Here is a 25,435-nt window from a genome sequence, read left to right on the forward strand (position 1 = left end):
GTCAAATGACGTTGACTGGCAAGGGGAAATTTGTTTCTGTGAAATTTCAGCCTGGCATTGTTAAATGTTTTTGCAGTAAGTTTTCATCTTATAGCAATGCCAAGTCTTTTCGCAATTCGTCGAATTTGATGCTGCCCAGGTACATTTTTTTCACTGCGCCATCGTGGCCGATCAAGACGGTGAACGGCAGGCCGCCGCTCTGGTTGCCGAACTGCCGCAATAGTGCGGTGGCGCCGGTACCGGCCACATACAAGGGGTAGGAGATTTTGTATTTGTCGGCAAATTTTGCGATGTTGTCGGCAGAATCGATGCCGATGCCCACAACCTGGATGTTTTTGGCAGCTATCTCGGTTTGTAGGGCATTCAGTTCCGGCATCTCTTCCACGCAGGGCGCACACCAGGTTGCCCAGAAATTGACGACCAGGGGTTTGCCTTTCCACTGCGACAAGGCGCTGGCCTTGCCGCTGGCGTCAGGCATTTCCTGGGCCAGCAGGGCCGCTACCGCCACGCTTTCCGGCGCAGCCGGGGTATGGCGTTGCATGCCGAAATAAACGCCGATCGCGCAAAATAGGATGGCGATCGGCACAAATATCAATATGTTTCTTTTCATCAATCTTCTTCTTTATCGATCAAGGCGAGTACGGTATTCAGGTCGGCCCTTAATATACGCCCACCGGACGCGGCCCTGATACTACCGCGCAAATCGTCGGTTTCATATAGGGTCAGGTGCAGGCCCTCTTTCTTATACATGAAACTCAGGGTTTCTACCGGGTCATTATTACCACCGGTTTTAAGCGGCGGGCTGCTGGATACTTCGAATTGCACATTCTTGTTAAAAAGGAAAATTTCTACATCTTTGGGGCTGTCGACAAACAAGTGCAAATAGATGTCCGAGTGCTCGCCGGCAGTGCCGTTAAGGACTGCGCCGGTGAGATAGGGATGGAACTGCACCAGTTCGGCCATGATTTCCGCAGCAATCTTGCGTAAATGCAAAAGCCGTGCCGGTTGTGTGCCGGCAAAGAACAATTCGTTATATATACGCACTTCTTCTTCGATCTGGGCGTTATCGGGCAGGAAGTCGCCACGCGTTTTGCCGCCCCCGCCACGTTTGCCGCCGACGCACAGTTCCACCGCCTTGCGCTTGGCGGTGCCATAGTCGGCGCCGTCTTCGGCAATCATGCGGGCCGCCGCCGCGGCAATTTCCGCGCGCAGCTGTTCTAGTTCAGGTGATAGATTGGATGCCATGAGCGGCATGATAAATCGATTTCCCTGCCGGCGTCCTGGCGTCCCCCAGATGCGGGATTAAGCCGAATCCGAAAACTGCCGCCGGTTTCCTGCATTTCACTTTTTCCAGGCGCGGCTACCGGGTGCAGCAGCCGCTCAGGTAAAATCACGGTAATCCTCTTTTCAGCATAGTGAAATTCAAGAATGCATATTCATATCCTTGGCATCTGCGGCACCTTTATGGGCGGTTTGGCGGTGCTGGCCAAACAGGCCGGGCATAAAGTCACCGGCTGCGACGCCAATGTGTACCCGCCGATGAGCACCCAGCTGGAAGCGCAGGGAATCAGCCTGATCCAGGGTTTTGGCGTCGAACAGACCGCCTTGCAGCCGGACTTGTACGTGATCGGCAATGTTGTGGTGCGCGGCAACCCCTTGATGGAAGAAATCCTGAACCGCGGCTTGCCTTATGTCTCCGGGCCGCAGTGGATAGGCGAGCACATCCTGCGCGACAAGTGGGTGCTGGCGGTGGCCGGCACCCATGGCAAGACCACCACCTCCGCCATGCTGGCCTGGATCCTGGAAGACGCCGGCTACGATCCGGGTTTCCTGATCGGCGGCGTGCCGATGAATTTCGGCATTTCGGCGCGTTTGTCGGGTAAAGAGGGCGCGGCGCCATCGTCATTCTTTGTCATCGAAGCCGATGAATACGATACGGCTTTTTTCGACAAACGCAGCAAATTCGTCCATTACCACGCCAAGACCGCGATCCTGAACAACCTGGAATATGACCACGCCGACATTTTCCCCGACCTGGCGGCGATCGAAACCCAGTTCCATCACCTGGTGCGCACCATCCCGGGCGTAGGCCGGCTGGTCGTCAATGCCCGCGAGCCGGCGTTGCAGCGTGTGCTGGAGCGCGGCTGCTGGAGCGAAAAGGAATTTTTCGGCAGCGACCAGCAGGACTGGTCGTTGCATACCCAGGACAACGGTCATTTTGAGGTCGGCTTCAATGGCCGGCCTCAGGGCACGGTGCAATGGGAGCTGAGCGGCGAACATAACCGCATGAATGCCCTGGCTGCGATTGCCGCCGCCCGCCATGTCGGTGTGCCGCCGGCCCAGGCCATCGACGCCTTGTCCCGTTTCGAAAATGTGAAGCGCCGCATGGAATTGCGTGGCACGGTACGCGAGATTGCGGTGTACGACGATTTTGCCCACCATCCGACCGCCATCGCCACCACGATCGCCGGCTTGCGCAAGAAAGTCGGCGCGGCGCGCATCCTGGCGGTGCTGGAACCGCGCTCGAATACGATGAAGCTGGGCGCCATGAAAGAAGCGTTGCCGGGCAGCTTGGGCGAGGCCGACCTGGTGTTCGGTTATGGCGCCAAGGGAACCGGCAAGGATGCGCTGGACTGGGACCTGGCCGCGGCGCTGCAGCCGCTGGGAGGCAAAGCGAGTACTTACCACGAGCTCGACCAGCTGGTGGCGGCGATAGCCAAGGCCGCCAGGCCGGGCGACCAGGTGCTGGTGATGAGCAACGGCGGTTTCGGCGGCGTCCATCAAAAAATTCTTGCCGCACTGTCTTTGCCGCCATCGTTACCCCTGCCTGGTGCGCAATGATCCTGTACCTGCACGGCTTCCGCTCGTCGCCGCAGTCGTTCAAGGCGCGCTTGCTGGCTGAGCGCATGCAGCAGCTGGGAAGGGCAGCCGAATACCAGTGTCCGCAATTGCCCGCCTCGCCGGCAGCCGCGATCGCCATGGCGCAAGATTGCATCAAAGATTGCGATCCGGCCGCACTGACCCTGGTCGGCTCCTCGCTCGGCGGTTATTACGCCACCTGGCTGGCCGAGCAGCTCGGCTGCCGCGCAGTGCTGCTGAATCCGGCGGTCAAGCCGCCGCGCGACCTGGAAAAGTATGTCGGCGTCAGCACCCAATACCATTCCGACCAGCCGTTTGAATTCAAGCGCGAGTACGTCGCCGAGCTGCAGGCGTTGCAGGTCGACCGGATCACCAGGCCGCAGCGTTATTTCCTGATCGCCGCCACCGGCGACGAAGTGCTGGACTGGCAAGAAATGGTCGGCCATTACCCGCAAGCCAGGCAACAGGTGATCCAAGGCAGCGACCACGGCATCAGCGAATTCGCCGAATATGCCGATGCGGTGCTGGTCTTTTGCGGAATTGCCGTTGCTCATGGAGCCGCATCTGCTATTGTTTCGGCAGCGGGCACCTGATGCCGCGCTCCCGTACCTGTGCCAAATGGCATGACCATGCCAATGGCGTCCATCCCTCCGATAATCTGCGCGGCTGGCTGACCGACCGCGTTTCGCTGACCTACAAGCTGATGGCGCACTGCCAGCAGTTCCGGGTCCAGCGCCTGCGCCAGCAGCGAGCGTCATGCCTGGCGGACGAGTGGCAAAGGATAGAACTGCCGCGCCGCCTGCAGGTGCAGGAGCGGGATGTCTTGCTGCGCTGTGACGACCGTCCGATGGTGCTGGGGCACACGGTAGTAGCGCTGGATGCCACCACCACCGAATGGCCGTTCTTCAGTACACTGGGTGAGCGCTCGCTAGGCACCACGCTGTTCGGCGACCCGCTGGTGGCGCGCGGACAGCTGCAGTTTGCCCGCCTTTATCACGATCATCCGCTGGTGCAGCGCATGTGCGCCGCGACCGGCGCCGACGGTTTTGCCTATCCGCTCTGGGCCAGGCGCTCGACCTTCCGCCGCAAAACCGGCGTGATGCTGGTGACAGAAGTATTTTTCCCCGAGATCGAACAACTGCAGAGGACGCGGCCGGATCCGAAGGCGATGGCCTCCCAGCCTGTCAGGCAGGTTGTTCCGGCCTATCAACAACATTCATTTGACGCTGCGGCACAGCCGGCAGCGGTATCGTCAGAAATCCACACAGAAATTCACAAGTAAAGCGCATGCAATGAATCTATTTTTTGAAGAGTCCGGCGACTTTAAAGCAGGGGTTGTACTGTCGCAGCAAGGCGAGGCCTATCAGGTCGAACTGCAGTCGGGCAAACGCAGCAAGGTCAAATCCAAGGATGTGCTGTTGCAATTCACCGCGCCGACACCGCAACAGCTGCTGGAAGAAGCGCAGCAGATCGCGCAAGGGATAGAGCTCGATTTCCTGTGGGAAGTCGCGGGCCAGGAAGAATTCGGTTTTGCCGAGCTGGGTGCGGAATATTTCGGCCATGCGCCGTTGCCGGCTGAAGCCGCGGGTTTGCTGCTGAGCCTGCACACGGCGCCGATTTATTTTTATAAAAAGGGCAAGGGCCGTTACAAGGCGGCGCCGGAAACCTCGCTGAAAGCGGCCCAGGCCGGCATCGAAAAGAAAAAGCAGCAAGCCTTGGTGCAGGCCGAATATGTAACGCAGCTGAAGGCCGGGCAACTGCCGGAGGTGATGAAGCCGCTGGCGCTGCAGCTGCTGTTCAAGCCGGACAAGAACAGCATCGAATACAAGGCGCTGGAAACCGCCTGCAATGAATTGCAGACATCGCCGCAGCGCCTGATGTTGACGGTAGGCGGCATCGCCTCACCGAAGCAGTTGCATCTTTCCAGGTTCCTGCTGGAATTTTTCCCCAAGGGTTCAGGTTTTCCCAAGATCGTCATTCCAGCGGTAGCGGAGCTGCCGCTGGCATCGGTGCAGGCATTTTCCATTGACGATGTCACTACTACCGAAATCGACGATGCCTTGTCGGTGCAGACGCTGGCGGACGGCAAGGTGCGGGTCGGCATCCACATCGCGGCGCCGGGCCTGGGCATCAAGCGCGGTGACGCGCTTGATGCGATCGCGCGCCAGCGCATGTCGACCGTGTATATGCCGGGCGACAAGATCACCATGCTGCCGGACGAGCTGGTCGAGGCCTTCACCCTGGCCGAAGGCAAGAACTGCCCGGCGCTGTCCCTGTACGCCACGCTCGACCCTGCCGACTGGAGCGTGGTCAGCACCGAGACCAAGGCCGAACTGGTGCCGATTTCAGCCAACCTGCGCCACAACACGCTGGACGAGCTGGTGACCGAGGAAAATCTCGCCAACGACGCCGGCGAGTATCCGCACAAGGCTGACATTGCCTTGTTGTGGAAATGGATACAAGTGCTGGAGCAGGGCCGCATGGCCAAGCGCGAAAGTTTCGGCTTGCGGCCGGAACAGAACAATCGCGTCGACTTCAACTTCTACGTGGAAGACGAGATAGTCACCATCGCTCGCCGCAAGCGCGGTGCGCCGCTCGACAAGATCGTGGCGGAGCTGATGATCTTCGCCAACAGCAGCTGGGGCAAACTGATGTCCGACCATGGCGTGCCGGGCATCTACCGGGCGCAGGGCGGCGGCAGCGGCGGCTGGGCCGCCAAGATGCAGGTGCGCATGGTGACCCACGCGGCGCCGCATCAGGGGCTGGGAGTCGACCAGTACGCCTGGAGCACCTCGCCCTTGCGCCGGTACACCGACCTGGTCAACCAGTGGCAGATCCTGGCTTGCGTCGAAGGCGGAGTCGCGGCGCCCTTGGTCGCCCCATTCAAGCCGCGCGACGCCGATCTGTTCGCCATCGTATCCGGCTTCGACGCCGCTTATTCCGGTTATGGCGATTTCCAGTCGAACATGGAGCGTTACTGGTGTCTGCGCTGGCTGGGCCAGGAACAGGCGCAGCATGGAATGCGCCAGGTCGAGGCGGCAGTGCTGAAAGACGAAATCCTGCGCCTGGCAGAGATCCCGCTGATCATCAAATTGCCAGGCATGCAACAGCTGGCGCGCGGCACCCAGGTCAAGCTGGACATCCTGCGCTGGGATGAGGTCGAACTGACGGTCGAGGCACGCTTGCTGGAAGTCTCCGCGGCGCCAAGCACCGAGGCCCAGCAGCTGGAGCCGGAGGACGAAGAGGAAATTTCGGAAGAACTGGATGCGGCAATGGACATGCCGCACGAGACAGCGCATGAAGCGGTGGACGCGCTGCCGGAGGATCCTGCGGGCGATACGGCCGCCGAGCCTGGGAGCGCTATCGGGGAGATCAAGCCACTAACGGAATGAACTCTCGCGGCAAGCTGAAGAAAGCGACGGTAAATTTCCCGTGGGCATCTCTCTGCACCTCTCTATGCCGTAGAATCTCTCTCTTTTATAGCCATTTTTAGCTCACGCGTGAAATCTTTTTTCCAAAATCGAATCCTGGTCGGCGCCATTGCGGCGTCGGTATTGGCGCATGCGGGCCTGCTGGCGGTGCGCTTTGCCGCGCCGGAAGCGTTCAGGCTGAAACCCACCGACCCGTTGCTGGAAGTGATCCTGGTCAATGCCAAGCACAATACCAAGCCGGTCAAGGCGGAGGCGCTGGCGCAAGCCAACCTGGACGGCGGCGGCAATGCCGATGCCGGCCGCGCCAAGTCGCCGCTGCCCGATATGCGCAAGTCGGAAGACGGCGACAACGTGCAGGCGACCAGGCGCCGGATCGAACAGCTGGAACAGCAGCAGCAGCAGATGCTGGCGCAGATGCGCAAGGAAACGCCGCTGAAGATGCCAGTCATGGATCTCAACGACAAGGTCAGCGACAACACGCCGCAGCCTAGCGGCAAGGACATGGTCGAGAGCGCCAAGGCGATTGCCCGCAAGGAAGCGGAAATCGCCAAGAATATCGACGATTACAACAAGCGGCCGAAAAAGACGCAGATTACGCCGAGCACCCGCGCCGTCGGTTACGCCGCCTATTACAAGTCGTTCCAGGACAAGGTTGAAAAACTGGGCACGCTGAACTTCCCGAAAAAGAATGGCCGCAACCTGTACGGGCGGCTGGTGGTGTACATTCCGATTTACCAGGACGGTTCGCTGTACACCAGAGAGGGCGGCCCGCGGATCGAGCGCGGCTCAGGCAATCCCGAGCTGGACCGCGCCACCCTGAAAATCATTGAGCGCTCCGCCCCGTTCGGACGCTTCCCGGAGAACATGCGCAGCAGCGGCAAAGACGATGTGTGGGAAGTGATTTCCACTTTCGAATTCACCCGTGAAGGCTTGCTCGAAGCGCAACTGATGGGAGGAGTCAACCAGTGACTGCAAAGATGACTGCGGCCTACGTAGTGATCGGCAATCCGATCGCGCACAGCAAGTCGCCTGACATCCACGCCCGTTTTGCCGCCGAGACCGGCCAGGACATGCGTTATGCACGCTTGCTGGCGCCGCTCGACGGCTTTGCCGCGACAGTGCAGGAATTCATCGGGCAGGGCGGCCGCGGCGCCAACGTCACCGTGCCGTTCAAGCTGGAAGCATATGCGCTGGCGAACAGCCTGACCCCTCGGGCGCAGGCTGCCGGCGCCGTGAACACCTTGAAATTCGACGGCGCCGAAATACTCGGCGATAACACTGACGGCGTCGGCCTGGTCACCGATATCGCGGACAATGCCGGTTTCGACCTGGCGCATAAAAAAATCCTGCTGCTGGGCGCCGGCGGCGCCGCGCGCGGCGTCTTGCTGCCGTTGCTGGAGCGCCAGCCGGCGCAACTGACAATCGCCAACCGCACCGCGGCCAAGGCGCAGCAGCTGGTGCAGCAGTTCCAGCCATACAGCGGCGCCGGCTGCACATTGAGCGCTTGCGGTTTTACCGAAGCAACGCAGCAATACGACCTGGTGATTAACGCTACTTCGGCCAGCCTGCAGGCAGAGCTGCCGCCGCTGGCCGCCAGCGTATTCGGTCCGGCGACGCTGGCTTACGACATGATGTACGGTCCTCAGCCGACCATATTCATGCGGTTTGCCGCCAGCCATGGCGCCCTGGTGCGCGACGGCCTGGGCATGCTGGTGGAGCAGGCGGCGGAATCGTTTTTTATCTGGCGCGGCGTGCGGCCGCCTACCGATGCGGTATTTACCGCCTTGCGCGCGCAGCTTTAAGCGTTTGTTAAGTTAATTATTTGCAGGGAACGGGGATGAAGCCAGTCGGCAAGCTTGTGTTGCGCTTATGTATGCTGCTGATTGCGGCCGTCCTGCTGCTGCAGCTGTATTTTTTCCTGCAGATCGGCTGGTGGGTCGATCACAATCCGAGCTCCACCAGCTTCATGCGGCACCGCTTGTCGGAGTTGCATGAAACCGTGCCCGATGCACAGCTGCAATTCAAATGGGTGCCGTACTCGCGCATCTCGAATAACCTGAAGCGCGCAATCATCGCCTCGGAAGACGCCAATTTTTCCGAGCATGACGGCGTCGACTGGGATGCCTTGCAGCAGGCTTACGAAAAAAATGCCAAGAAGGGCAAGGTAGTGCGCGGCGGTTCCACCATCACCCAGCAGTTGGCGAAAAACCTGTTCTTGTCCGGCGAGCGTAGTTACCTGCGCAAGGGACAGGAGCTGGTGATTACCTACATGCTTGAGTTCTGGATGGACAAGGAACGCATATTCGAAATTTACCTGAACGTGGTGGAGTGGGGCAACGGCGTGTTCGGCGCCGAGGCCGCGGCCCAGCATTATTTCAGGACTTCCGCCAGCAATCTCGGCGCCAGCCAGGCCGCGCGGCTCGCGGTGATGCTGCCGAAGCCGCGTTTCTACGACAAGAATCGCGGCTCGGCATATTTGTCGCAACGCACCGGCCTGATTTTACGGCGCATGGGATCGGCCGAATTGCCTTAATATACGCCCTGTCGGAAGTTGTTTAATTGGCAGCGAATCCCCCGTTGTAGGGACGCAAGAAACTGAAAAGCAACTTCCCTGAAAATCAGTCGAGGTAAGCATGATCAATGTATTTGTTTTGCAAAACGGCCGCCTCAACCAGGTCAACATCGAGAGCCACAGCGACCTCGAGAAAGTACAGCCGGTATGGGTCGACCTGACCGAACCGAACGACCAGGAACGGGCCTGGGTCAAGAGTATCTACGGCGTGACCTTGCCGGGTGAAGACGAGGTCAAGGATATCGAGGCATCCGCCCGATACTACGAAGCCGAAAACGGCGACTTGCACCTGCGCACCGATTTCCTGTTCGAAGAAGACGACGGTCCGTCATCGACCGTTACGGTCGCCTTTATCCTGGCGCGCAATATCCTGTTTTCGGTACATGGAGAAGATTTGCCGGTGTTCCGCCTGGTGCGCATGCGCGCGCGCTCGCGGCCGGGCTCTATCGGCGATTACAAGGACGTATTGCTGGACCTGTACCAGACCGATGCCGAGTACTCCGCCGACGCCCTGGAGGGCGTATACAAGCAGCTGGATGAGGTCAGCCAGCGCGTGCTGCAAAAGAAACTGACCGACCAGGCCGCGGCCGAAGCCCTGAGCGCGATGGCGCATGAGGAAGACTTGAACGGCCGCATCCGGCGCAACATGATGGATACGCGCCGCGCGGTGAGTTTCCTGATGCGCGGCCGCCTGCTGAGCGTGGACCAGTTTGAGGATGCGCGGCAGATCCTGCGCGATATCGAATCGCTGGACGGCCACACCGCCTTCCTGTTCGACAAGATCAACTTCCTGATGGATGCGACAGTCGGTTTCATCAACATCAACCAGAACAAGATCATCAAGATCTTCTCGGTCGCTTCGGTGGCGTTCTTGCCGCCGACCCTGATCGCCAGCATCTACGGCATGAACTTCCGTTTCATGCCGGAGTTTGAGTGGCATATGGGTTATCCGCTGGCGCTGGTGCTGATGGTGTGCTCGGCGATCACGCCGTTCTGGTATTTCCGCCGGCGCGGCTGGCTGAATTAAGGCAGAGTGGGATACTTGAAAGAAGTAGGGTGGGCAGGTCTTTTTGCCCACGCGTTATAGAATTGAAGTCACGCGTGGGCACGGGTGCCCACCCTACGTCCCAGGGTTAAACCAGCTGTGCAAATGCACCGCGTGCTGCGGCGATGGTGGTTTCGATCACTGCATCGTCATGCTGCGCCGAAACAAAACCTGCTTCGAACGCCGACGGCGCCAGGTATACGCCGGCGTCCAGCATGGCATGGAAGAATTTGTTGAACAGGTCCTTGCTGGACGCCATCACCGCTGCATAACTGTCCGGCACCGCTGCAGCAAAATACAGGCCGAACATGCCGCCGATCGCATCGCCGCTGAAAGTGACGCCGGCTTCTTTTGCTGCCGCGCTCAGGCCGTTGACCAGCTTGCTGGTCTGGGTCCCCAGCCTGGTGTAGAAACCAGGTTCCTGGATCAGCTTGAGGGTGCTCATGCCGGCCGCTACCGCCACCGGATTGCCGGACAGCGTGCCGGCTTGATATACCGAACCGAGCGGCGCCATGTGGCCCATCAGGTCGGCGCGGCCGCCGAACGCCGCCACCGGCAGGCCGCCGCCTATCACCTTGCCCAGCGCGGTGATGTCGGGCTTGATGTCGTACAGCGCTTGCGCGCCGCCCAACGCCACGCGGAAACCGCACATGACTTCATCGAAAATCAGCACCGTGCCGTACTGCGTGCACAGGCGGCGCATGGTTTGCAGGAATTCCGGCGTAGCGCGCACCAGGTTCATGTTGCCGGCAACCGGTTCGACGATCACGCAGGCGATCTGGTCGCCCATGTCCTTGAAGGCGTCTTCCAGCTGCTGGGTGTTGTTGTAGTCGAGCACCAAGGTGTGCTTGACGAAATCTTCCGGCACGCCGGCCGAAGTCGGATTGCCGAAGGTCAGCAAGCCGCTGCCGGCCTTGACCAGCAGCGAATCGGCATGGCCGTGGTAACAGCCTTCGAACTTGACGATCTTGTCGCGGCCGGTAGCGCCGCGCGCCAGGCGCAGCGCGCTCATGGTGGCTTCGGTGCCGCTCGAGACCAGGCGCACCTGTTCTATCGACGGCACCAGCTTGCAGATTTCTTCCGCGATCTCGATTTCGCCCTGGGTCGGCGCGCCGAAACTCAGGCCGCGCGCGGCGGCGTCTTGCACTGCCTTGATCACGGTCGGGTGGGCGTGGCCGACAATCGCCGGGCCCCAGGAGCCGATGTAGTCGATATAACGACGATCGTCGGCATCCCAGAAATACGGGCCTTCGGCGCGGGTGATGAAGCGCGGCGTGCCGCCTACCGAACGGAAGGCGCGCACCGGCGAGTTGACGCCGCCGGGAGTGGTCAGCTGGGCGCGGGCAAACAAGGTGTCGTTATTGGAAGTCATGTCGTGATCGTCGAAAAATAAGTGTGGAAAGATGCTGGCGCGCGCTGTGTATGGCAAATACACTGAAAAATCAGGAAGCCTCGCCGCCGTCCTCGTCGCGCCGTTCCAGGCCTTCTTCGCGGGCCCAGAAATAACGGTCCGGGATCAGCTTGCCCATGCCCAGCCGCTGTGCGGCGGTGACCGCCGCCAAGGTGAATTCCTGCGCCTCGGACACCGCTTCCGGCACGTCCAGGCCGTTGGCCAGCATCGCTGCGATCGCCGCCGACAGGGTGGTGCCGGCGCCGCTGAAAGAGCCGGAAATGCGCGGCCAGCTGTCTTGCCGCACCACGCCCGATTCATTGAACAGGGTGTTGCCGATTTCGGCGGCAGGGGTCGGTGTGCCGGTCACGAACAGATATTCGCAGCCGAGTTCGATGATGCGCATGGCGTCCAGGCTCATCATGTCTTCGGACGAAGGTTCGCGCCAGGTTTCGGCCAGGCGCGCCAGTTCCACCGCCGATACCAGCATCACCGTGGTTTGCGGAACCAGCAGTTCGCGGATCGCGGTCAGCAGGTCTTCGCTGTCTTGCCCCTGATCTGGCATGGCCGATAAGAAAGGGTCTAGAATCAGCGGGATTTCAGGATAATCCGAAACGATCTCGGCGATCACCGAAACGCTTTCGATGCTGCCGACGGCGCCTACCTTGAAGGCAGCAACAGGCATGTCTTCCAGCAGCACGCGCGCCTGGTCCGCCACCCAGTCAGCGTCGATCTGCTGGGTGTCTTCGATGCGGGCGGTGTCGCCGATCAGGATCGACGTGATGACAGACAGGCCGTGGCAGCCCATGGCCGAAAAGGTGGCCAGGTCAGCCTGGATGCCGGCGGCGCCGACGGGATCGGCAACGCCGAAAGTCAATATAAGTGGAGAAGTTTGGTTTTGCACGGCGGGTAGATTAAGATATCCGACTTTGCATTTTACTTGATTGAAGGGTCACCGCTGTGAGCAATAACGAAACTAACGAGTTCCAAACCTGGATGTGCCTGATTTGCGGCTGGGTCTATGACGAAGCAGCCGGTTTGCCGGAGGAAGGCATTGCCCCCGGCACCAAATGGGCGGACGTGCCAATGAATTGGACCTGCCCGGAATGCGGCGCGCGCAAGGAAGATTTTGAAATGGTTGCTATTTAAGCCAAATACCACATTTTCATTGCAGGAATATCAAGTTATCGTCTCAAGTTACAAAATAAATTGAACTTTATCGGCTGCCCTTCGCAAACATTGTTCTAAGGAATGTCTTTCTTTGTTACAGTGACGCCGTAGATTTATTTGGATTGAATGAGACGATTTCATGACAACATCACTTGGCGGCGTCAACCTGAAGGTAATGGTCATTGACGATAGCAGCACAATCCGGCGTTCTGCGGAGATTTTCCTGAGCCAGGCTGGGTATCAGGTGGTACTTGCCGAAGACGGCTTCGATGCCTTGGCGAAAGTTAACGATCACAAGCCTGCGCTGATCTTCTGCGACATCCTGATGCCGCGCCTGGATGGCTATCAGACTTGCGCCCTGATCAAGAAGAGCGCCAAATTCCATGCTACGCCGGTGGTCATGCTGTCGTCCAAGGACGGCTTGTTTGACCGTGCGCGCGGCGCCATGGTCGGTTCCGACGAATATCTCACCAAGCCGTTTACCAAAGACAGTCTGCTGAAGGCGGTGCGCCAGCACACGCAGACGGCGGACGGTGCCATCCCGGTTACAGCCTGAAGCAAGATCTGGAAGCAGGCTGGCCGATTTACATCATTTGAAGCACGAAGCAATTACGAAGCAATTACGAAGCAAATAAAGGTTGAACATGCCCATACAGAAGATTCTCATTGTCGACGACTCGCCAACCGAGCGTTATGTCCTGACCGATATCCTGGCGAAAGCCGGCTACTCGGTGTCGACCTCCGAAAACGGCGAAGGCATCCTCGACAAGATCAAGGCTGACAAACCGCAACTGATCCTGATGGATGTGGTGATGCCGGGCCAGAACGGTTTCCAGGTGACGCGCTCGATCACGCGCGATGAGGACACCAAGGACATTCCCATCATCATCTGCAGCAGCAAGGGCCTGGAAACCGACCGTATCTGGGGCCTGCGCCAAGGTGCGCGCGACTACCTGGTGAAACCTATCGATCCGAAGGAATTGCTGGCGAAAATCGCTGCGCTTGGTTAATCGAGCGCCGCATTCGACGTTGCTGAATTTAAGCCGACGAATCTAGCCAAGTTTACGCGAAATGAGCGCCCAATCAATATGACCCAATCAAGCTCGCATCTGACGGCAGAAACATCGCCTTCCTCGCTACCAGTCAACAAGGTCGCCCTTGACGCCGACTCGCGCCGCAGCCGGCTGCGTGAATTCCAGTCGCATTTGCTGGAGCGGATGCAGGCCGCGCGCAGCGGCAGCGAAGCGCAGGAAAGCCAGCTCGGCTTGCTGATCGGGCAGACCCGGTGGTTGTTGAATTTGCAAGAGGCGGGCGAAATCGTCGCGGTCGACCAGATCTCGCGGGTGCCTTTGACCCATGACTGGTACCTGGGACTGAGCAATGTGCGCGGTACGCTGATCAGCGTGATCGATTTTGCGCGTTTTCAGGGCCATGGGGTGACGCAAATTGACAAGGAATGCCGGATTGTCGCTTTTGCACCGTCATTTTCATTCAACAGCGGCTTGCTGGTTTCCCGTGTCATGGGCTTGCGCAACGTCGCCCAGATGACCCTGCAAGCCCCGGATTCACTGGACCAGGAAGGCGCCAAACGCTATCTCGACAGTGACTCGCAGCTCTGGACCGAGCTGAGCATGGCCCAGATCTTGCACGACCCTCGTTTTTTACAAGTAGGTTTATGAGTCCCAGGTGCCGTTGCAACAACAGCGGTATCCGGTGGCAGCGAATTTGCAATTAGGAGATTCTGTAATGGCATTCAAACTACCGTCTTTATCCAAGGCGGCCAAGGAAGAGCAGGGCGAAGCAGGTGATCGTTTCGTGCAGGAAGCATTGATGCATGATCCGGAGCAGACTGTGATGGAAGAGCGTTTCATTCCTGAACCGTCGCCTGCGCCGTTGTTGACGCCGATCGCTGCACCGCAGCCGGCTGCGGCCCCAGCCCCGGCGTTCACCGCCGCTCCGCGGGAAGCTGTCAAGGAATCCGCCGCGGCACCGTCTTTCGCCAGTGCCGCCGCCAGCATCGCCAGCCCCGATTCTTCGCCATTGCCGCTGATCGGCAGACTGCCGCAGCAAAAGCAGATCCGCCTGCTGGTGACCGTACTGGTCGGCGCCTTGCTGCTGACCATCCTGTTCCTCTGGCTGAGCGCCAAGAGTTCGGCGATGAGCTCGACCCAGACCCAGATCGCCGGCGACGCGCTGATGCACTCGCAGCGTATCGGTAAGGCGACGCCGAATGCGATTCAGGGTAACCCTGAAGCGTTCAAGCAGTTGGCCGACAGCCGCAAGGAATTCAACCAGGACCTGAACATCTTGTCCAAGGGCGGCGATTACAAGGGACACGATATCGGCAGCCCTAGCGCCACCATGGGTTCCAAGCTGACCGATGTCAACAAGGTCTGGTCGAATACCGACAAGGCCGCGGATACCATCCTCAAGCTGCAAAAGGAATTGACCAGCTTCGGCGTGACGCTGCAAAAACTGAACGGCATCTCGCCTAACCTGCTCGACCTGTCGGAACAGATCGCGACGCTGAAAACCCAGACTGGCGCCACTCCGCGCGAAATCGCTGCTTCTTCGCAACTGGTCATGCTGACCCAGCGTCTGGGCCGTAGCGCGAATGAATTCCTGACCTCGGAAGGTGTGAACCCGGAAACCGCATTCTTGCTGGGCAAGGATACCAATACCTTCCGCGACATCGTCAGCGGCTTCCTGAACGGCAGCGACGTATTGCGCCTGCCGGCCAGCAAGAGCGAAGAAGAGCGCAGCAAGCTGACCGAACTGGAAAAGAGCTTTGCCGAGTACCAGGAATCGGTGGCATCGATCCTGGGCAACATGCAGAACTTCGTTTCGGCGAAACAATCGGAACAGCTGATCTTTACCGAGAACGAAAACCTCAAGCAACGCCTGGGCGCCTTGCAAGACACCTATCGCGACGCGCAGGACTCGCAAAGCATCTGGTTCTGGCTGATGCTGCTGGCCGCCCTAGTTACGCTGCTGGCAGCGGCAGGCATCGCCTGGGTCCAGGTGCAGGACGGACGTCACCGTACCCATGAGGCTGACGTGCGCCGGATGGAAGCGGAAGAACAGCGCCTGCAGGCGATCAAGCAGGAAGAAGATGCAAGTAACGCCAACGACCAGAACCAGGCCGCGATTTTGCGCCTGATGAATGAATTGCAGGAAGTGGCGGACGGTGACTTGACGGTGCAGGCAACGGTGTCGGAAGACATTACCGGCGCGATCGCCGACTCGGTTAACTACACGGTGGAAGAGTTGCGCGGGCTGGTCGGCCGGGTTACCGCCACCGCCCAGCAGGTGACGATTGCATCGGACCAGGCGCAAAGCATTTCGATCGAACTGCTGGCAGCGTCGCAACGGCAGTCGCGCGACATTCAGGAAACCACGCAAGCGGTCCTCGACATGGCGACCCAGATTACCGACGTTTCCAAATCGGCCAGCGAGTCGGCCGAAGTGGCGCGGCAATCGGTTAGTGCGGCGGAAGAAGGTTCCAAGGCGGTGGAAAACGCGATCTCAGGCATGAATGAAATCCGCGAACACATCCAGGAAACTTCCAAGCGCATCAAGCGGCTGGGTGAATCGTCCCAGGAAATTGGCGAAATCACCGAACTGATTTCCGACATTACCGAACAGACCAACGTGCTGGCGCTGAATGCGGCGATCCAGGCAGCATCGGCCGGCGAAGCAGGCCGCGGATTCTCGGTGGTGGCGGAAGAAGTTCAGCGCCTGGCGGAACGTTCCGGCGCGGCGACCAAGCAGATCGGCGCTCTGGTGCGTACGATTCAGACCGACACCCACGATGCGGTGGTGGCGATGGAGCGTTCGACGCAAGGGGTGGTCGAGGGTGCCAAGCTGTCAGATGCGGCCGGTGCGGCCTTGTCGGACATCCGCCGCGTTTCGAACCGGCTGGCGGAACTGATTCAAAGCATTTCTTCCACTACCGAGCAGCAGGCCAACTCGGCAAACGGCGTGGCCACCAACATTCAAAACATTCTTTCAGTGACTGAGAAAACACGGGAAGGTACACGACAGACGGCCTTGTCGATTCGTGAACTGTCCAAGCTGGCAGAAGATTTGAAGAGCTCGGTATCGCGTTTCCGCGTGACCAATTAATGTGTAGCACCGCGCTTGCTGTCCCGCTTGTCATTGGGCCGGGACCAGGCGCGGCATCCTTGCCCGGGTTTGCGCTGCTGTCGCGTGCCTGGGCGAAGGATATGCATCGTGGTCGATTCTCTGGCCACTTCCTGAATCCATGAGGCAGTCATGACCACCGATTTTTCCAGCACCGCTGCTCAGTTGCAAGATTCAGCGCGGACGCGCCTTGATACCGGACCGTTGTCATGGGTGATGAGCGAAATTCGCGAGGCGCTGAACCAGTCCGGCGCCGCCCTGGCGCAAGCCGGCGACGTTGCCAGCGACGATTACCTGACAGCTATCCGCCACGCCAAGACCTATCTGCACCAGGCGCACGGCGCTTTGCAGATGGTCGACATCGATGGCGTCACCATCATCACAGAAACGGTTGAAGACATACTTGAACGCGCAGAATCCGGCCATGCCGAGCTGAGCGCGCAACATGTGCAGATTATCGGCAATGCCTACCAGGCGCTGATCGAATACCTGGACGAAGTGCTGGCCGGCGGCAGCCACCAGCCGGTACGCCTGTTTCCTTATTACCAGGCGCTGCTGGAGATTCGCGGCGCCGAACGCATCCATCCGGCCGACCTGTTTTTCCCTGACCTGACGATTCGCCCCCATTTCCCTGCTGCGGAACTGGCTGCGATAGTTGAAGCGGACGTTTACCTGCCATTACGCAAGCGCTTCGAACGCGCCCTGCTGCCATTCCTGAAAAGCGCCGACAAGGCGATTGAACTGGAAAACGCCGCTGCCATGCAAGGTGTGGTGACGGAAGTCGAACAGATGCAGCGCAACCAGCAATCGCGCGCGTTCTGGTGGGTGATGCATGGTTTTGCCGAAGCAGTAGCCAGCGCTCAGATATCGAACGAGCTCTACGTCAAGCAGTTGTTCGCTCGCATCAACCTGCAGCTGCGGCGTTTGAGCCAGGGTTCGTCGAGCATTTCGGAAAGGCTATTGCGCGATGCCTTGTTTTTTATCGCCGGCATCGAACAGACATCAAGACTGGCGAGCCAGATCCGTGTCGCTTACCGCCTCAACGGCTTGGTGCCGGCCGACTACAGCACGCGCCACTACGGCCAGATCAGCCTGGATGCCTTGAGCACAGCCAAGGACCGTCTGGCGCAAGCCAAGAACATGTGGGACCGGCTGGCCAGCGGCGACGCCAGCCCGGCGTCCGCCTTCGAACAGGAAATGCATGGCCTGAGCGAAGCCGGCAGCCGGCTGAATGCGCCATCGCTGTCCAAGCTGCTGCGCGAACTCAACGGCATTGCCCGCCATGCTGCGCATTCGCGGCCGGGCGATGCGATCTGCATGGAGATCGCCACCAGCCTGCTGTTTATTGAAAATACGCTGAACCACATCAGCCGCCTGCCGGAGAATTTTTCCGAACGCGCCGATGCGATGACGGCGCGCCTGCTGTCGGTAGTGTCCGGCGAGACGCTGGGCAAGCCGGCGCAATGGATTGACGATATCTACCGCGAAGCGCAGCAGCGCCAGACGGTCAAGATGCTGGCTTCCGAAATGCTGGCCAGCCTGCGCCAGGTCGAAAAGATGCTGGACGAATTTTTCAACGATCCGGATCGGCGCGAAGTGCTGGCCCAGATCGAGCAGGTATTGCACCAGATCCAGGGTGCGCTGGCGATCCAGGAGCAGAGCGACGCCATACGCGTGGTCGAGCATACCCGCAGCACTCTGCAGCGGTTTGCCGCCGACGGCAGCGACGTGGTGCCGGAGCAGAAGGAATTCGAACGGATTGCGCAAAACATCGGCGCACTCAGCTTCTTTATCGAAACCCTGCAGCACCAGTCGGATACGCAGAACAATCACTTTACTTTCGATGAGGAAGCCGGGGTGTTCCGCATCAACTTGCTGGAGCGGCGCGCCGTGGTTGCTGCTCCTCTGCCTGATCCGGTGGTGGTGCCGTCTGCCGCCGACAGTCACGCGCTTGCCGCCGGCACAGTGGCCGGCGCGGCAGCCGGTGGCAGCTTGCCGTCCTTGCCCGAACTGGCTACGGTGGAAGAGGAGCTGTTGCAGCACCAGCAGGAATCGGCGGACCTGGCGCTGTCGCTGACCGCGCAGCCGCATGATCCGGAGTTGCAGGAAAGGCTGAAAGAGTCGCTGGTGCAGATGCGGGTCGATGCCGCATTGAGCGACAATCCCGAAGCTACGGACCGGGCCCAGGCAGCCATCGATATCCTCGATCATCCGGATTTCTCGGCACAATCGCTGGCGGGCATTGTCACCGCTATCGTGCCGTTGCACACGGCGGAAGTTGCCGTGCCGGTAGCGCCGGCTGCAGTAAGCGACGAGGAGGCTGACGCCGAACTGCGTGAGATTTTTTTGTCAGAAGCGGACGAGGTCCTGACGAATGCCAGGCAGACCTTGCCGCAATTGCACGACGCCCCGCATAAGCAGGAACCTCTGACTGTACTGCGCCGCGCTTTCCATACGCTCAAGGGCAGCGGCCGCATGATCGGCCTGAACGCTTTCGGCGAAGCAGCCTGGAGCGTCGAGCAGGTGTTGAACCTGTGGCTGTCGGAATCGCGTGCAGTGAGCGCCGACCTGAACGCCTTGCTGGATCACGCCGTGACCCAGCTGGACGGTTGGGTAAAAGAGATACAGCAGCACGGACATTCGCAGCAGACACCTGACGCATTGGCTGAAATTGCGGCAAGAGTCCGTGAAGGCGGACCGTTTGCCGACCCGGCGGCGCTTGCCCTGGCCGAGACAGAGGAAACACTGGAATTCGGCGAGCTGCCGGAACTGCCGGCGCAGGCCGAAGAAATCCAGTTGACGGACGACGCCCTGGCGTTGTTTGCAGCGGCTTCACAGCCTTCAGCTGCCGAAGAAATAAAATTGCCCGAAATTCAATTTGAGGAGCAGGCGGAAGCAGTTGCGGAGCCAGCAGCTGTTGAAGCGGCGCCGGTAGAGGCGCTGGCCAGCGCTGAAGTGATCGCTTTTCCCGGCATGCAGGAAATCCGTCATGACGACAGCACCAAGCAGATCGGCGACCTGACGATCAGCCTGCCGCTTTACAATATTTACCTGGCCGAGACCGACCAGCTGGTGCGGCACTTGTCGCACGATTTTGCCGAATGGCGGCATGAACCTGAACGGCCGGTGATGACGCAGTCGGTCCACGCCGCCCATTCGCTCGCCGGCAGTTCCGCCACAGTCGGTTTCAAGCCTTTGCAGGAAGTGGCGCATGCGCTGGAGATGGCTTTGCAGCGGATGGCGCTGCAGCCGGGCCCTCTGCACGGCGCAGACTACGACACGCTCCAGCTTAGCGTCGAGCGGGTCAAATGGATGCTGCAACAGTTCTCGCAAGGCGACATGCCGTATTACGAACCGGCCCTGGTCAGCAGCCTGGATAGCCTGTGGCAGGGCCAGGAATCGCGCGCCGCCGAAGTGGAAGTAGAGCCGGAAGCTGTCGACGAAACCATAGCCGCCGCCGATGCGGCGGAGACGCCGGAATTTGCTGCAGACGTTGCGGGACCAGCTGTCGAGAGCCATCTCCATGTGGTCCCGGCTGTTGCGGAAGAGGTAAGCGCAAGCGTTCCGGCTGAGGCAGGCGACCTGCAGCCAATAGCTGCGGCGCCGCTGGCAGCCGTGCCGCAGTTGTTCGATTCGGCCAAGGAAGAGATCGATCCTGCGCTGGTGGTGCGGGATGAGCTGGATGCCGACCTGTTGCCGGTGTTCCTGGAAGAGGGCAGCGACATGCTGCCGCAAATCGGCAGCGCCTTGCGCAGCTGGCAGCAGCACCCCACTGACGTCAAGCCGTCGCAAGCCATCCTGCGCCATCTGCATACCATCAAGGGCAGCGCCCGCATGGCCGGCGCGATGGTGCTGGGCCAGCACATGCACGAGATGGAAAGCCATATCGAAGTGATCCTGCAATCGGGCAGCTCTTCGCGGCAGACTATCGACGAATTGCTGGCGCATTATGACCGTGGCGTGCACATGTTCGAGAACCTGCGCAATCCGCAGGCGCCGCAGCCGGTCGCGGCCGCAGTCGTTGCGCCGGCTCCGGAGGCGCACGACCCGGTCAACTTGCCGAGCGTGATGCCGTCGCTGGCGGCTGGCGTGGCGCCGGTGCCGGCGGTTGCCGCCACCACCGGCCTGGTATCGCAGGTGCGTGTCAATGCCGAAGTGCTGGACCGGCTGGTGAACCAGGCCGGTGAAGTATCGATTACGCGTTCGCGGCTGGAGTCCGGCATCGGCACCTTGCAGATATCCTTGTCGGAACTGACCGAGAACGTCGATCGCCTGCGCGGCCAGTTGCGCGAAATCGAAATCCAGGCGGAAGCGCAGATCAGCTCACGCATGACGCTGGCCGGCGAACGCGAATTTGACCCGCTTGAATTCGACCGTTTCACCCGGCTGCAGGAACTGACGCGGATGATGGCGGAGAGCGTCAACGACGTCGCCTCGCTGCAAAAGAACCTGACCAACACGGTAGACGGCGCCAACGCCGACTTGCTGACCCAGCGCCGTTTGACGCGTGATCTGCAACAGGATCTCATGCACGTGCGCATGGTGCAGTTTGCCAGTATCGCCGAGCGTCTGTACCGGCTCACGCGCCAGGTCGCCAAGGAACTGGACAAGCGCGTCAACCTGGATATCCGCGGCAGCAACGTCGAAATCGACCGCAGCGTGCTGGAAAAAATGATTGCGCCGTTCGAGCATCTGCTGCGTAACGCTATCGTGCACGGCATCGAATCGCGTGAAGAGCGGCGCGCCGCCGGCAAGAACGAAACCGGCGAACTGAAGATTGAAATCCGCCAGGACGGCAATGAAATCCTGATCCAGCTTTCGGATGACGGCCAGGGCTTGAACCTGCAGCGCATCCGCGACAAGGCGCGCACGATTGGCTTGTTGGAAAACGACGAACAGATATCCGACCTGGAAACCACGGACCTGATTTTCCGTCCCGGCTTTTCCACAGCGGCCGATATCACGGAACTGGCCGGCCGCGGCGTCGGCATGGACGTGGTGCGCTCCGAAGCGGCATCGCTGGGCGGCCGTGTCGCCGTCAGCAGCGATCCTGGCCAAGGCACGCATTTCACGATTCACCTGCCGCTGACGCTGGCTGTCACCCAGGTGGTGGTGCTGACCACCGGCGGCAGCACGTATGCGGTGCCGTCGGCACTGGTCGAGCAGGTGCAGCAATTGAAGGTGAAGGCGCTGGCCGCGGCCTATAACGACGGTTCGCTGATCTGGCAGGGACATAAAGTGCCGCTGCAATATCTGTCGACCTTGCTGGGCGATACCGAGATGGTGCCGGTGGCGCAGCAATATTCGCCTATCATCATCCTGCGCAGCGGTAACGACCGGGTAGCGATACACGTCGACGAAATCCTCGGCAACCGAGAAGTCGTGGTCAAGAATATCGGCCCGCAGCTGTCACGCATGATCGGCATTGCCGGCGCTACCGTGCTGGGTTCGGGCGATATCGTGCTGATCTTGAATCCGGTGCCGGTGGCAATGCGGCAGTTATCCAATGCGGCCCACGAATTGCGGGCGCCGCGGCAATCGCACCTGGCTACCCACGAGACCTTGGGCGCGGTGGCGGAAATGAGCGTCAGCGCCGAATCCGGCTCACCGCAAGCAGCCCAGGCAGTGCAGGGCCTGCGCAGCCAGAACGTGGTGATGGTGGTCGACGATTCGCTGACCGTGCGCCGGGTTACCCAACGCTTGCTGTCGCGTGAAGGTTACCAGGTGGTGCTGGCGAAAGACGGTGTCGATGCGCTGGAACAGTTGCAGGCGATTACACCTGACGTGATGCTGGTGGATATTGAAATGCCGCGCATGGATGGCTTCGATCTGAGCCGCAACATCCGCAACGATGAACGTACCCGTCATATCCCGATCATCATGATCACGTCGCGAACCGCGGCCAAGCACCGCAGCTATGCGATGGAGCTGGGCGTCAACGAGTACCTGGGCAAGCCGTATCAGGAAGACGAGCTGATCAGCACCATCAAGTCTTTCATCAAGAAAGAAGCCAACACCCTGCAATAACACTTTATGCGCATGCATGGAAGACAGGTCTTCCATGCATGCGCATAATTTTCCTTACCCCGCATTCACTGTCTTCACCACCGCATAACGCTGCAAGGTTGCCTTACGTGCCTCATCGTGTTGCACCAGCGGGAGCGGATAGTCTTGTCCGAGCCTGATTCCGGCTCGTTCCAGTTCTTGCGCGGGCGCCAGCCAAGGCGCGTGGATATGTCTGTTGCCGAGAGCGGACAATTGCGGCAGGTAGCGGCGGATGAACTTGCCGTCGGCATCGAATTTTTCAGACTGGGTAATGGGATTGAAAATGCGGAAATAGGGTTGCGCATCGCAGCCCGACGACGCAGCCCATTGCCAGCCGCCGTTATTGGCGGCGAGATCGAAATCGTTGAGGCGCTCGGCAAAGTAGCGTTCGCCCCAGCGCCAGTCGATGCCGAGATCCTTGATCAGGAACGACGCCGTCACCATGCGCAGGCGATTGTGCATATAGCCGCTCCGATTGAGTTGCAGCATGGCGGCATCGACCAGCGGATAGCCGGTGCGGCCATCGCACCAGGCCAGGAACAGGCTGCGTGCGCGCTCGCCGCTTTCCCATCGGATGGCGTCGTATTCCGGCTTGAAAGCGGCTCGCGCTACGTGCGGATGATGATGCAGGATCATGAAGTAGAAATCGCGCCAGATCAGTTCCGACAGCCATATAGCGGCGCCGCCGGCCGCCGCGCCCTGGTGCAGCGCCTGATAAGCCAGGCGGGCCAGCGTGCGAATCGAAATAGTGCCGAAGCGCAGGTGTATTGAAAGATACGATGGTCCCTTGATGGCCGGGAAATCGCGGCTCTGGCCGTATTGTCCTATACGCGGCATGAAGTCCTCCAGCAGACCGGAGGCGCCAGACATGCCTGGCGCGATCTTCAGCTCTCTCAGGTTGGTTTCCTTGAAGCCTAGCGCGGCCAGGCTGGGTATCTTTTCGGGTGGCGAGGAAGGCGGCGGCGCAAGACGCGCCGCATATTTTTCTATCGGGTAGGGTTTCAGAAAAAACGGGCCATCTGCTGCAGTCAGCCTTTTCATCCAAGCATTCTTGTAGGGCGTGAATACAGAAAACGGCTGGCCCGCCACGGTCAGCACCTCCTCGCATTCAAAAATCACCTGGTCCTTGTAGCTGTGCCAGGCACGGCCATCGGCGGCCAATGTTCTGGCGACGCCGGCATCGCGCTGCCGTGCCTGCGGTTCGTAATCGTGGTTGCTGAACACGGCGTTGACGCCAAGCTGCCGTGCTAGCGCAGGGATGACATCGTGGGCGGGACCATGGCGCACCAGCAGTCCGCCGGCCAGTTTGCGCAGCTCCAGGTCGAGCTCGGTCACGCTGCCGCGGATGAATTCAACCCGGCGATCGGCGCCTAGGCCGGCATCCAGCAATGGCTGCAGGATATCGGTATCGAACACGAATACGCAGAATACCGCCGCGCTGTTTTTTAATGCATGGTGCAGGGCCGCATGATCGGACATGCGTAAATCGCGACGAAACCAGACCAGGGATTTCTCAAATTGCGGCATGAGGGCAATGATGCATACAAAAAATGAATGATTGTGAGGCAACGCCGAGGCGGGCTTGCGAGGACTTTACCCGACAAGCAACACTATGCAAAGCGGCTTTAGCGTATTCAAAACTGATAAAATGCGGTCCATGGCCAAGCTAGACACAACTCCGGACGATTCTCCCGCGCGCAAGAGCAGCGCGAAGGCCGGCGCGGATTCCCCGCCCCTGAACCTGACAAATCATTTCCTTATTGCAATGCCTTCCATGCTGGATCCCGTTTTCGGCGGGACCGTGGTGTATTTGTGTGAACATAATGCCAACGGTGCGCTGGGCGTGGTGATCAACAAGCCGACCGACATGACTATGCAGGTATTGTTCGACCGCATCGATCTCAAGCTTGAAATCAGCCCTGGATTGGGTTTCGACGACCCGATCGCCGACCGGCCCGTGATGTTTGGCGGCCCGGTGCAGGTTGAGCGCGGTTTTGTGCTGCATGCGCCGATCAAGAGTTATTCGTCAACCTTGAAAGTGACGGACCAGATCGCCATGACCACCTCCAAAGATGTGCTGGAAGAAGTGGCGCACGGCAGCGGGCCGCAGCGCATCCTGGTCAGCCTGGGCTGTTCCGGCTGGAGCGCCGGCCAGCTGGAAAGCGAGATTGTCCACAACGGCTGGCTGACTGTCGCCGCCGATCCCGCCATCATTTTTGAATTGCCGATTGCCGAGCGGTTTGCCGCCGCGGTCAACCTGCTGGGCATTTCACCGTACATGCTGACCGCGGAATCCGGACGTGCTTGAACTGATGAATGCGTTTCTGAATGAGTTGCTGAAAAATCTGTGCGGGAGCCGGGCATGACGGGTTTGACCGGCACCGTGCTGGCTTTTGATTTCGGCTTGAAGCGCATCGGCGTGGCGGTCGGCAATACCTTGCTGAAGCAGGCGCAGCCGCTGCAGGTCATCAGCGCTGCCACCAATGACGGCAAATTTGCTGAAATCTCGGTCCTGATCAAAGAGTGGCAGCCGGTGTTGTGCGTGGTTGGCTTGCCTCTGCATCCGGACGGCGCAACGCACGAGATGAGCGTCCGCTGCCAGCGTTTTGCCAACCAGCTGCACGGCCGCTACGATGTCGCTACGGTGCTGGTCGATGAACGCTACTCGTCTGCGGTGATCAAGCAGCAGCGCGGAGAAGTAATCGATGACCAGGCCGCGGCGATCATCCTGCAGCAGTATTTTGATGACTTGTTTGATGACTTAACCGAATGACTTTGAC

21 protein-coding genes are annotated in these 25,435 nt (G+C 59.8%); 16 read left to right on the plus strand and 5 right to left on the minus strand.

The features are described from left to right. Nucleotides 1–88: 88 nt before the first annotated feature. Nucleotides 89–610, minus strand: a complete 522-nt coding sequence (locus CFter6_RS04880) for a TlpA family protein disulfide reductase (protein ID WP_061538968.1) — start codon at nucleotides 608–610, stop codon at nucleotides 89–91. Continuing rightward, a complete protein-coding gene (locus CFter6_RS04885) occupies nucleotides 610–1,254 on the minus strand; it encodes a hypothetical protein (RefSeq protein ID WP_061538969.1) in 645 nt (214 codons plus the stop codon). The genes CFter6_RS04880 and CFter6_RS04885 overlap by 1 nt, the downstream gene beginning before the upstream one ends. 174 nt (nucleotides 1,255–1,428) lie before the next feature. Here CFter6_RS04885 and mpl point away from each other — a divergent pair, with 174 nt between their 5' ends. The 8 genes from mpl (at nucleotide 1,429) to corA (ending at nucleotide 9,889) form a co-directional block, all read left to right on the plus strand. Beyond that, on the plus strand, nucleotides 1,429–2,841 hold the full coding sequence (gene mpl, locus CFter6_RS04890) for a UDP-N-acetylmuramate:L-alanyl-gamma-D-glutamyl-meso-diaminopimelate ligase (RefSeq protein ID WP_061538970.1): 1,413 nt from the start codon (nucleotides 1,429–1,431) through the stop codon (nucleotides 2,839–2,841). Then, nucleotides 2,838–3,452: a YqiA/YcfP family alpha/beta fold hydrolase gene (locus tag CFter6_RS04895; RefSeq protein ID WP_061538971.1), complete on the plus strand. Its 615-nt coding sequence runs from the start codon at nucleotides 2,838–2,840 to the stop codon at nucleotides 3,450–3,452. Before mpl ends, CFter6_RS04895 begins: the two co-directional genes overlap by 4 nt. Further along, a complete protein-coding gene (locus CFter6_RS04900; RefSeq protein WP_082814597.1) occupies nucleotides 3,452–4,141 on the plus strand; it encodes a chorismate--pyruvate lyase family protein in 690 nt (229 codons plus the stop codon). Before CFter6_RS04895 ends, CFter6_RS04900 begins: the two co-directional genes overlap by 1 nt. A 10-nt stretch (nucleotides 4,142–4,151) precedes the next feature. After that, entirely contained in the window at nucleotides 4,152–6,251 is a 2,100-nt protein-coding gene (locus tag CFter6_RS04905) for a ribonuclease catalytic domain-containing protein (RefSeq protein ID WP_061538972.1), read from the plus strand. Between the two features lie 108 nt (nucleotides 6,252–6,359). Then, nucleotides 6,360–7,259 (plus strand): TonB C-terminal domain-containing protein, encoded by a 900-nt coding sequence (locus CFter6_RS04910; RefSeq protein ID WP_061538973.1) that lies wholly within the window; start codon nucleotides 6,360–6,362, stop codon nucleotides 7,257–7,259. Between the two features lie 8 nt (nucleotides 7,260–7,267). Further along, nucleotides 7,268–8,092, plus strand: coding sequence for a shikimate dehydrogenase (aroE, locus tag CFter6_RS04915; RefSeq protein WP_061538974.1), 825 nt, complete (start codon nucleotides 7,268–7,270; stop codon nucleotides 8,090–8,092). Nucleotides 8,093–8,127: 35 nt separating this feature from the next. After that, nucleotides 8,128–8,823 (plus strand): monofunctional biosynthetic peptidoglycan transglycosylase, encoded by a 696-nt coding sequence (mtgA, locus tag CFter6_RS04920; protein WP_061538975.1) that lies wholly within the window; start codon nucleotides 8,128–8,130, stop codon nucleotides 8,821–8,823. A 100-nt stretch (nucleotides 8,824–8,923) separates the two neighbouring features. After that, nucleotides 8,924–9,889, plus strand: coding sequence for a magnesium/cobalt transporter CorA (corA, locus tag CFter6_RS04925; protein WP_014004778.1), 966 nt, complete (start codon nucleotides 8,924–8,926; stop codon nucleotides 9,887–9,889). A gap of 106 nt (nucleotides 9,890–9,995) precedes the next feature. On the opposite strand, the gene hemL is transcribed toward corA, so the two are convergent. Together hemL and thiD are read right to left on the minus strand one after the other, a co-directional pair. After that, the gene (hemL, locus tag CFter6_RS04930) at nucleotides 9,996–11,279 is read right to left on the minus strand and encodes a glutamate-1-semialdehyde 2,1-aminomutase (RefSeq protein WP_061538976.1); all 1,284 of its coding nucleotides are present in this window, start codon (nucleotides 11,277–11,279) and stop codon (nucleotides 9,996–9,998) included. Nucleotides 11,280–11,349: 70 nt separating this feature from the next. Beyond that, complete coding sequence (gene thiD, locus CFter6_RS04935) at nucleotides 11,350–12,201, minus strand: bifunctional hydroxymethylpyrimidine kinase/phosphomethylpyrimidine kinase (protein ID WP_061538977.1); 852 nt, start codon at nucleotides 12,199–12,201, stop codon at nucleotides 11,350–11,352. A gap of 92 nt (nucleotides 12,202–12,293) precedes the next feature. Here thiD and CFter6_RS04940 point away from each other — a divergent pair, with 92 nt between their 5' ends. From CFter6_RS04940 to CFter6_RS04965, 6 genes are all read left to right on the plus strand, one after another. Then, nucleotides 12,294–12,446: a rubredoxin gene (locus tag CFter6_RS04940; RefSeq protein ID WP_082815002.1), complete on the plus strand. Its 153-nt coding sequence runs from the start codon at nucleotides 12,294–12,296 to the stop codon at nucleotides 12,444–12,446. A gap of 160 nt (nucleotides 12,447–12,606) precedes the next feature. Further along, the gene (locus tag CFter6_RS04945) at nucleotides 12,607–13,023 is read left to right on the plus strand and encodes a response regulator (RefSeq protein WP_014004782.1); all 417 of its coding nucleotides are present in this window, start codon (nucleotides 12,607–12,609) and stop codon (nucleotides 13,021–13,023) included. 88 nt (nucleotides 13,024–13,111) lie between these two features. Further along, on the plus strand, nucleotides 13,112–13,477 hold the full coding sequence (locus CFter6_RS04950; RefSeq protein WP_041742982.1) for a response regulator: 366 nt from the start codon (nucleotides 13,112–13,114) through the stop codon (nucleotides 13,475–13,477). Between the two features lie 78 nt (nucleotides 13,478–13,555). Next, a complete protein-coding gene (locus CFter6_RS04955) occupies nucleotides 13,556–14,146 on the plus strand; it encodes a chemotaxis protein CheW (protein ID WP_082814598.1) in 591 nt (196 codons plus the stop codon). Nucleotides 14,147–14,213: 67 nt separating this feature from the next. Further along, nucleotides 14,214–16,592 (plus strand): methyl-accepting chemotaxis protein, encoded by a 2,379-nt coding sequence (locus tag CFter6_RS04960; protein ID WP_061538979.1) that lies wholly within the window; start codon nucleotides 14,214–14,216, stop codon nucleotides 16,590–16,592. A 150-nt stretch (nucleotides 16,593–16,742) separates the two neighbouring features. Next, on the plus strand, nucleotides 16,743–22,637 hold the full coding sequence (locus tag CFter6_RS04965) for a hybrid sensor histidine kinase/response regulator (RefSeq protein WP_061538980.1): 5,895 nt from the start codon (nucleotides 16,743–16,745) through the stop codon (nucleotides 22,635–22,637). A 54-nt stretch (nucleotides 22,638–22,691) separates the two neighbouring features. Here the strand turns inward: CFter6_RS04965 and CFter6_RS04970 are convergent, their stop codons facing one another. Beyond that, the gene (locus CFter6_RS04970) at nucleotides 22,692–24,182 is read right to left on the minus strand and encodes a cryptochrome/photolyase family protein (RefSeq protein WP_061538981.1); all 1,491 of its coding nucleotides are present in this window, start codon (nucleotides 24,180–24,182) and stop codon (nucleotides 22,692–22,694) included. A gap of 121 nt (nucleotides 24,183–24,303) precedes the next feature. Here CFter6_RS04970 and CFter6_RS04975 point away from each other — a divergent pair, with 121 nt between their 5' ends. Both CFter6_RS04975 and ruvX read left to right on the plus strand, forming a co-directional pair. After that, nucleotides 24,304–24,963 carry a YqgE/AlgH family protein gene (locus tag CFter6_RS04975; protein WP_417924786.1) on the plus strand — a complete coding sequence of 220 codons (660 nt, stop codon included), beginning with the start codon at nucleotides 24,304–24,306 and terminating at the stop codon, nucleotides 24,961–24,963. A gap of 54 nt (nucleotides 24,964–25,017) precedes the next feature. Beyond that, nucleotides 25,018–25,428, plus strand: a complete 411-nt coding sequence (ruvX, locus tag CFter6_RS04980; protein WP_061538982.1) for a Holliday junction resolvase RuvX — start codon at nucleotides 25,018–25,020, stop codon at nucleotides 25,426–25,428. The last annotated feature ends 7 nt before the right edge of the window (nucleotides 25,429–25,435 follow it).

The organism is Collimonas fungivorans (assembly GCF_001584145.1).
Classification (GTDB): Bacteria; Pseudomonadota; Gammaproteobacteria; order Burkholderiales; family Burkholderiaceae_D; genus Collimonas; species Collimonas fungivorans.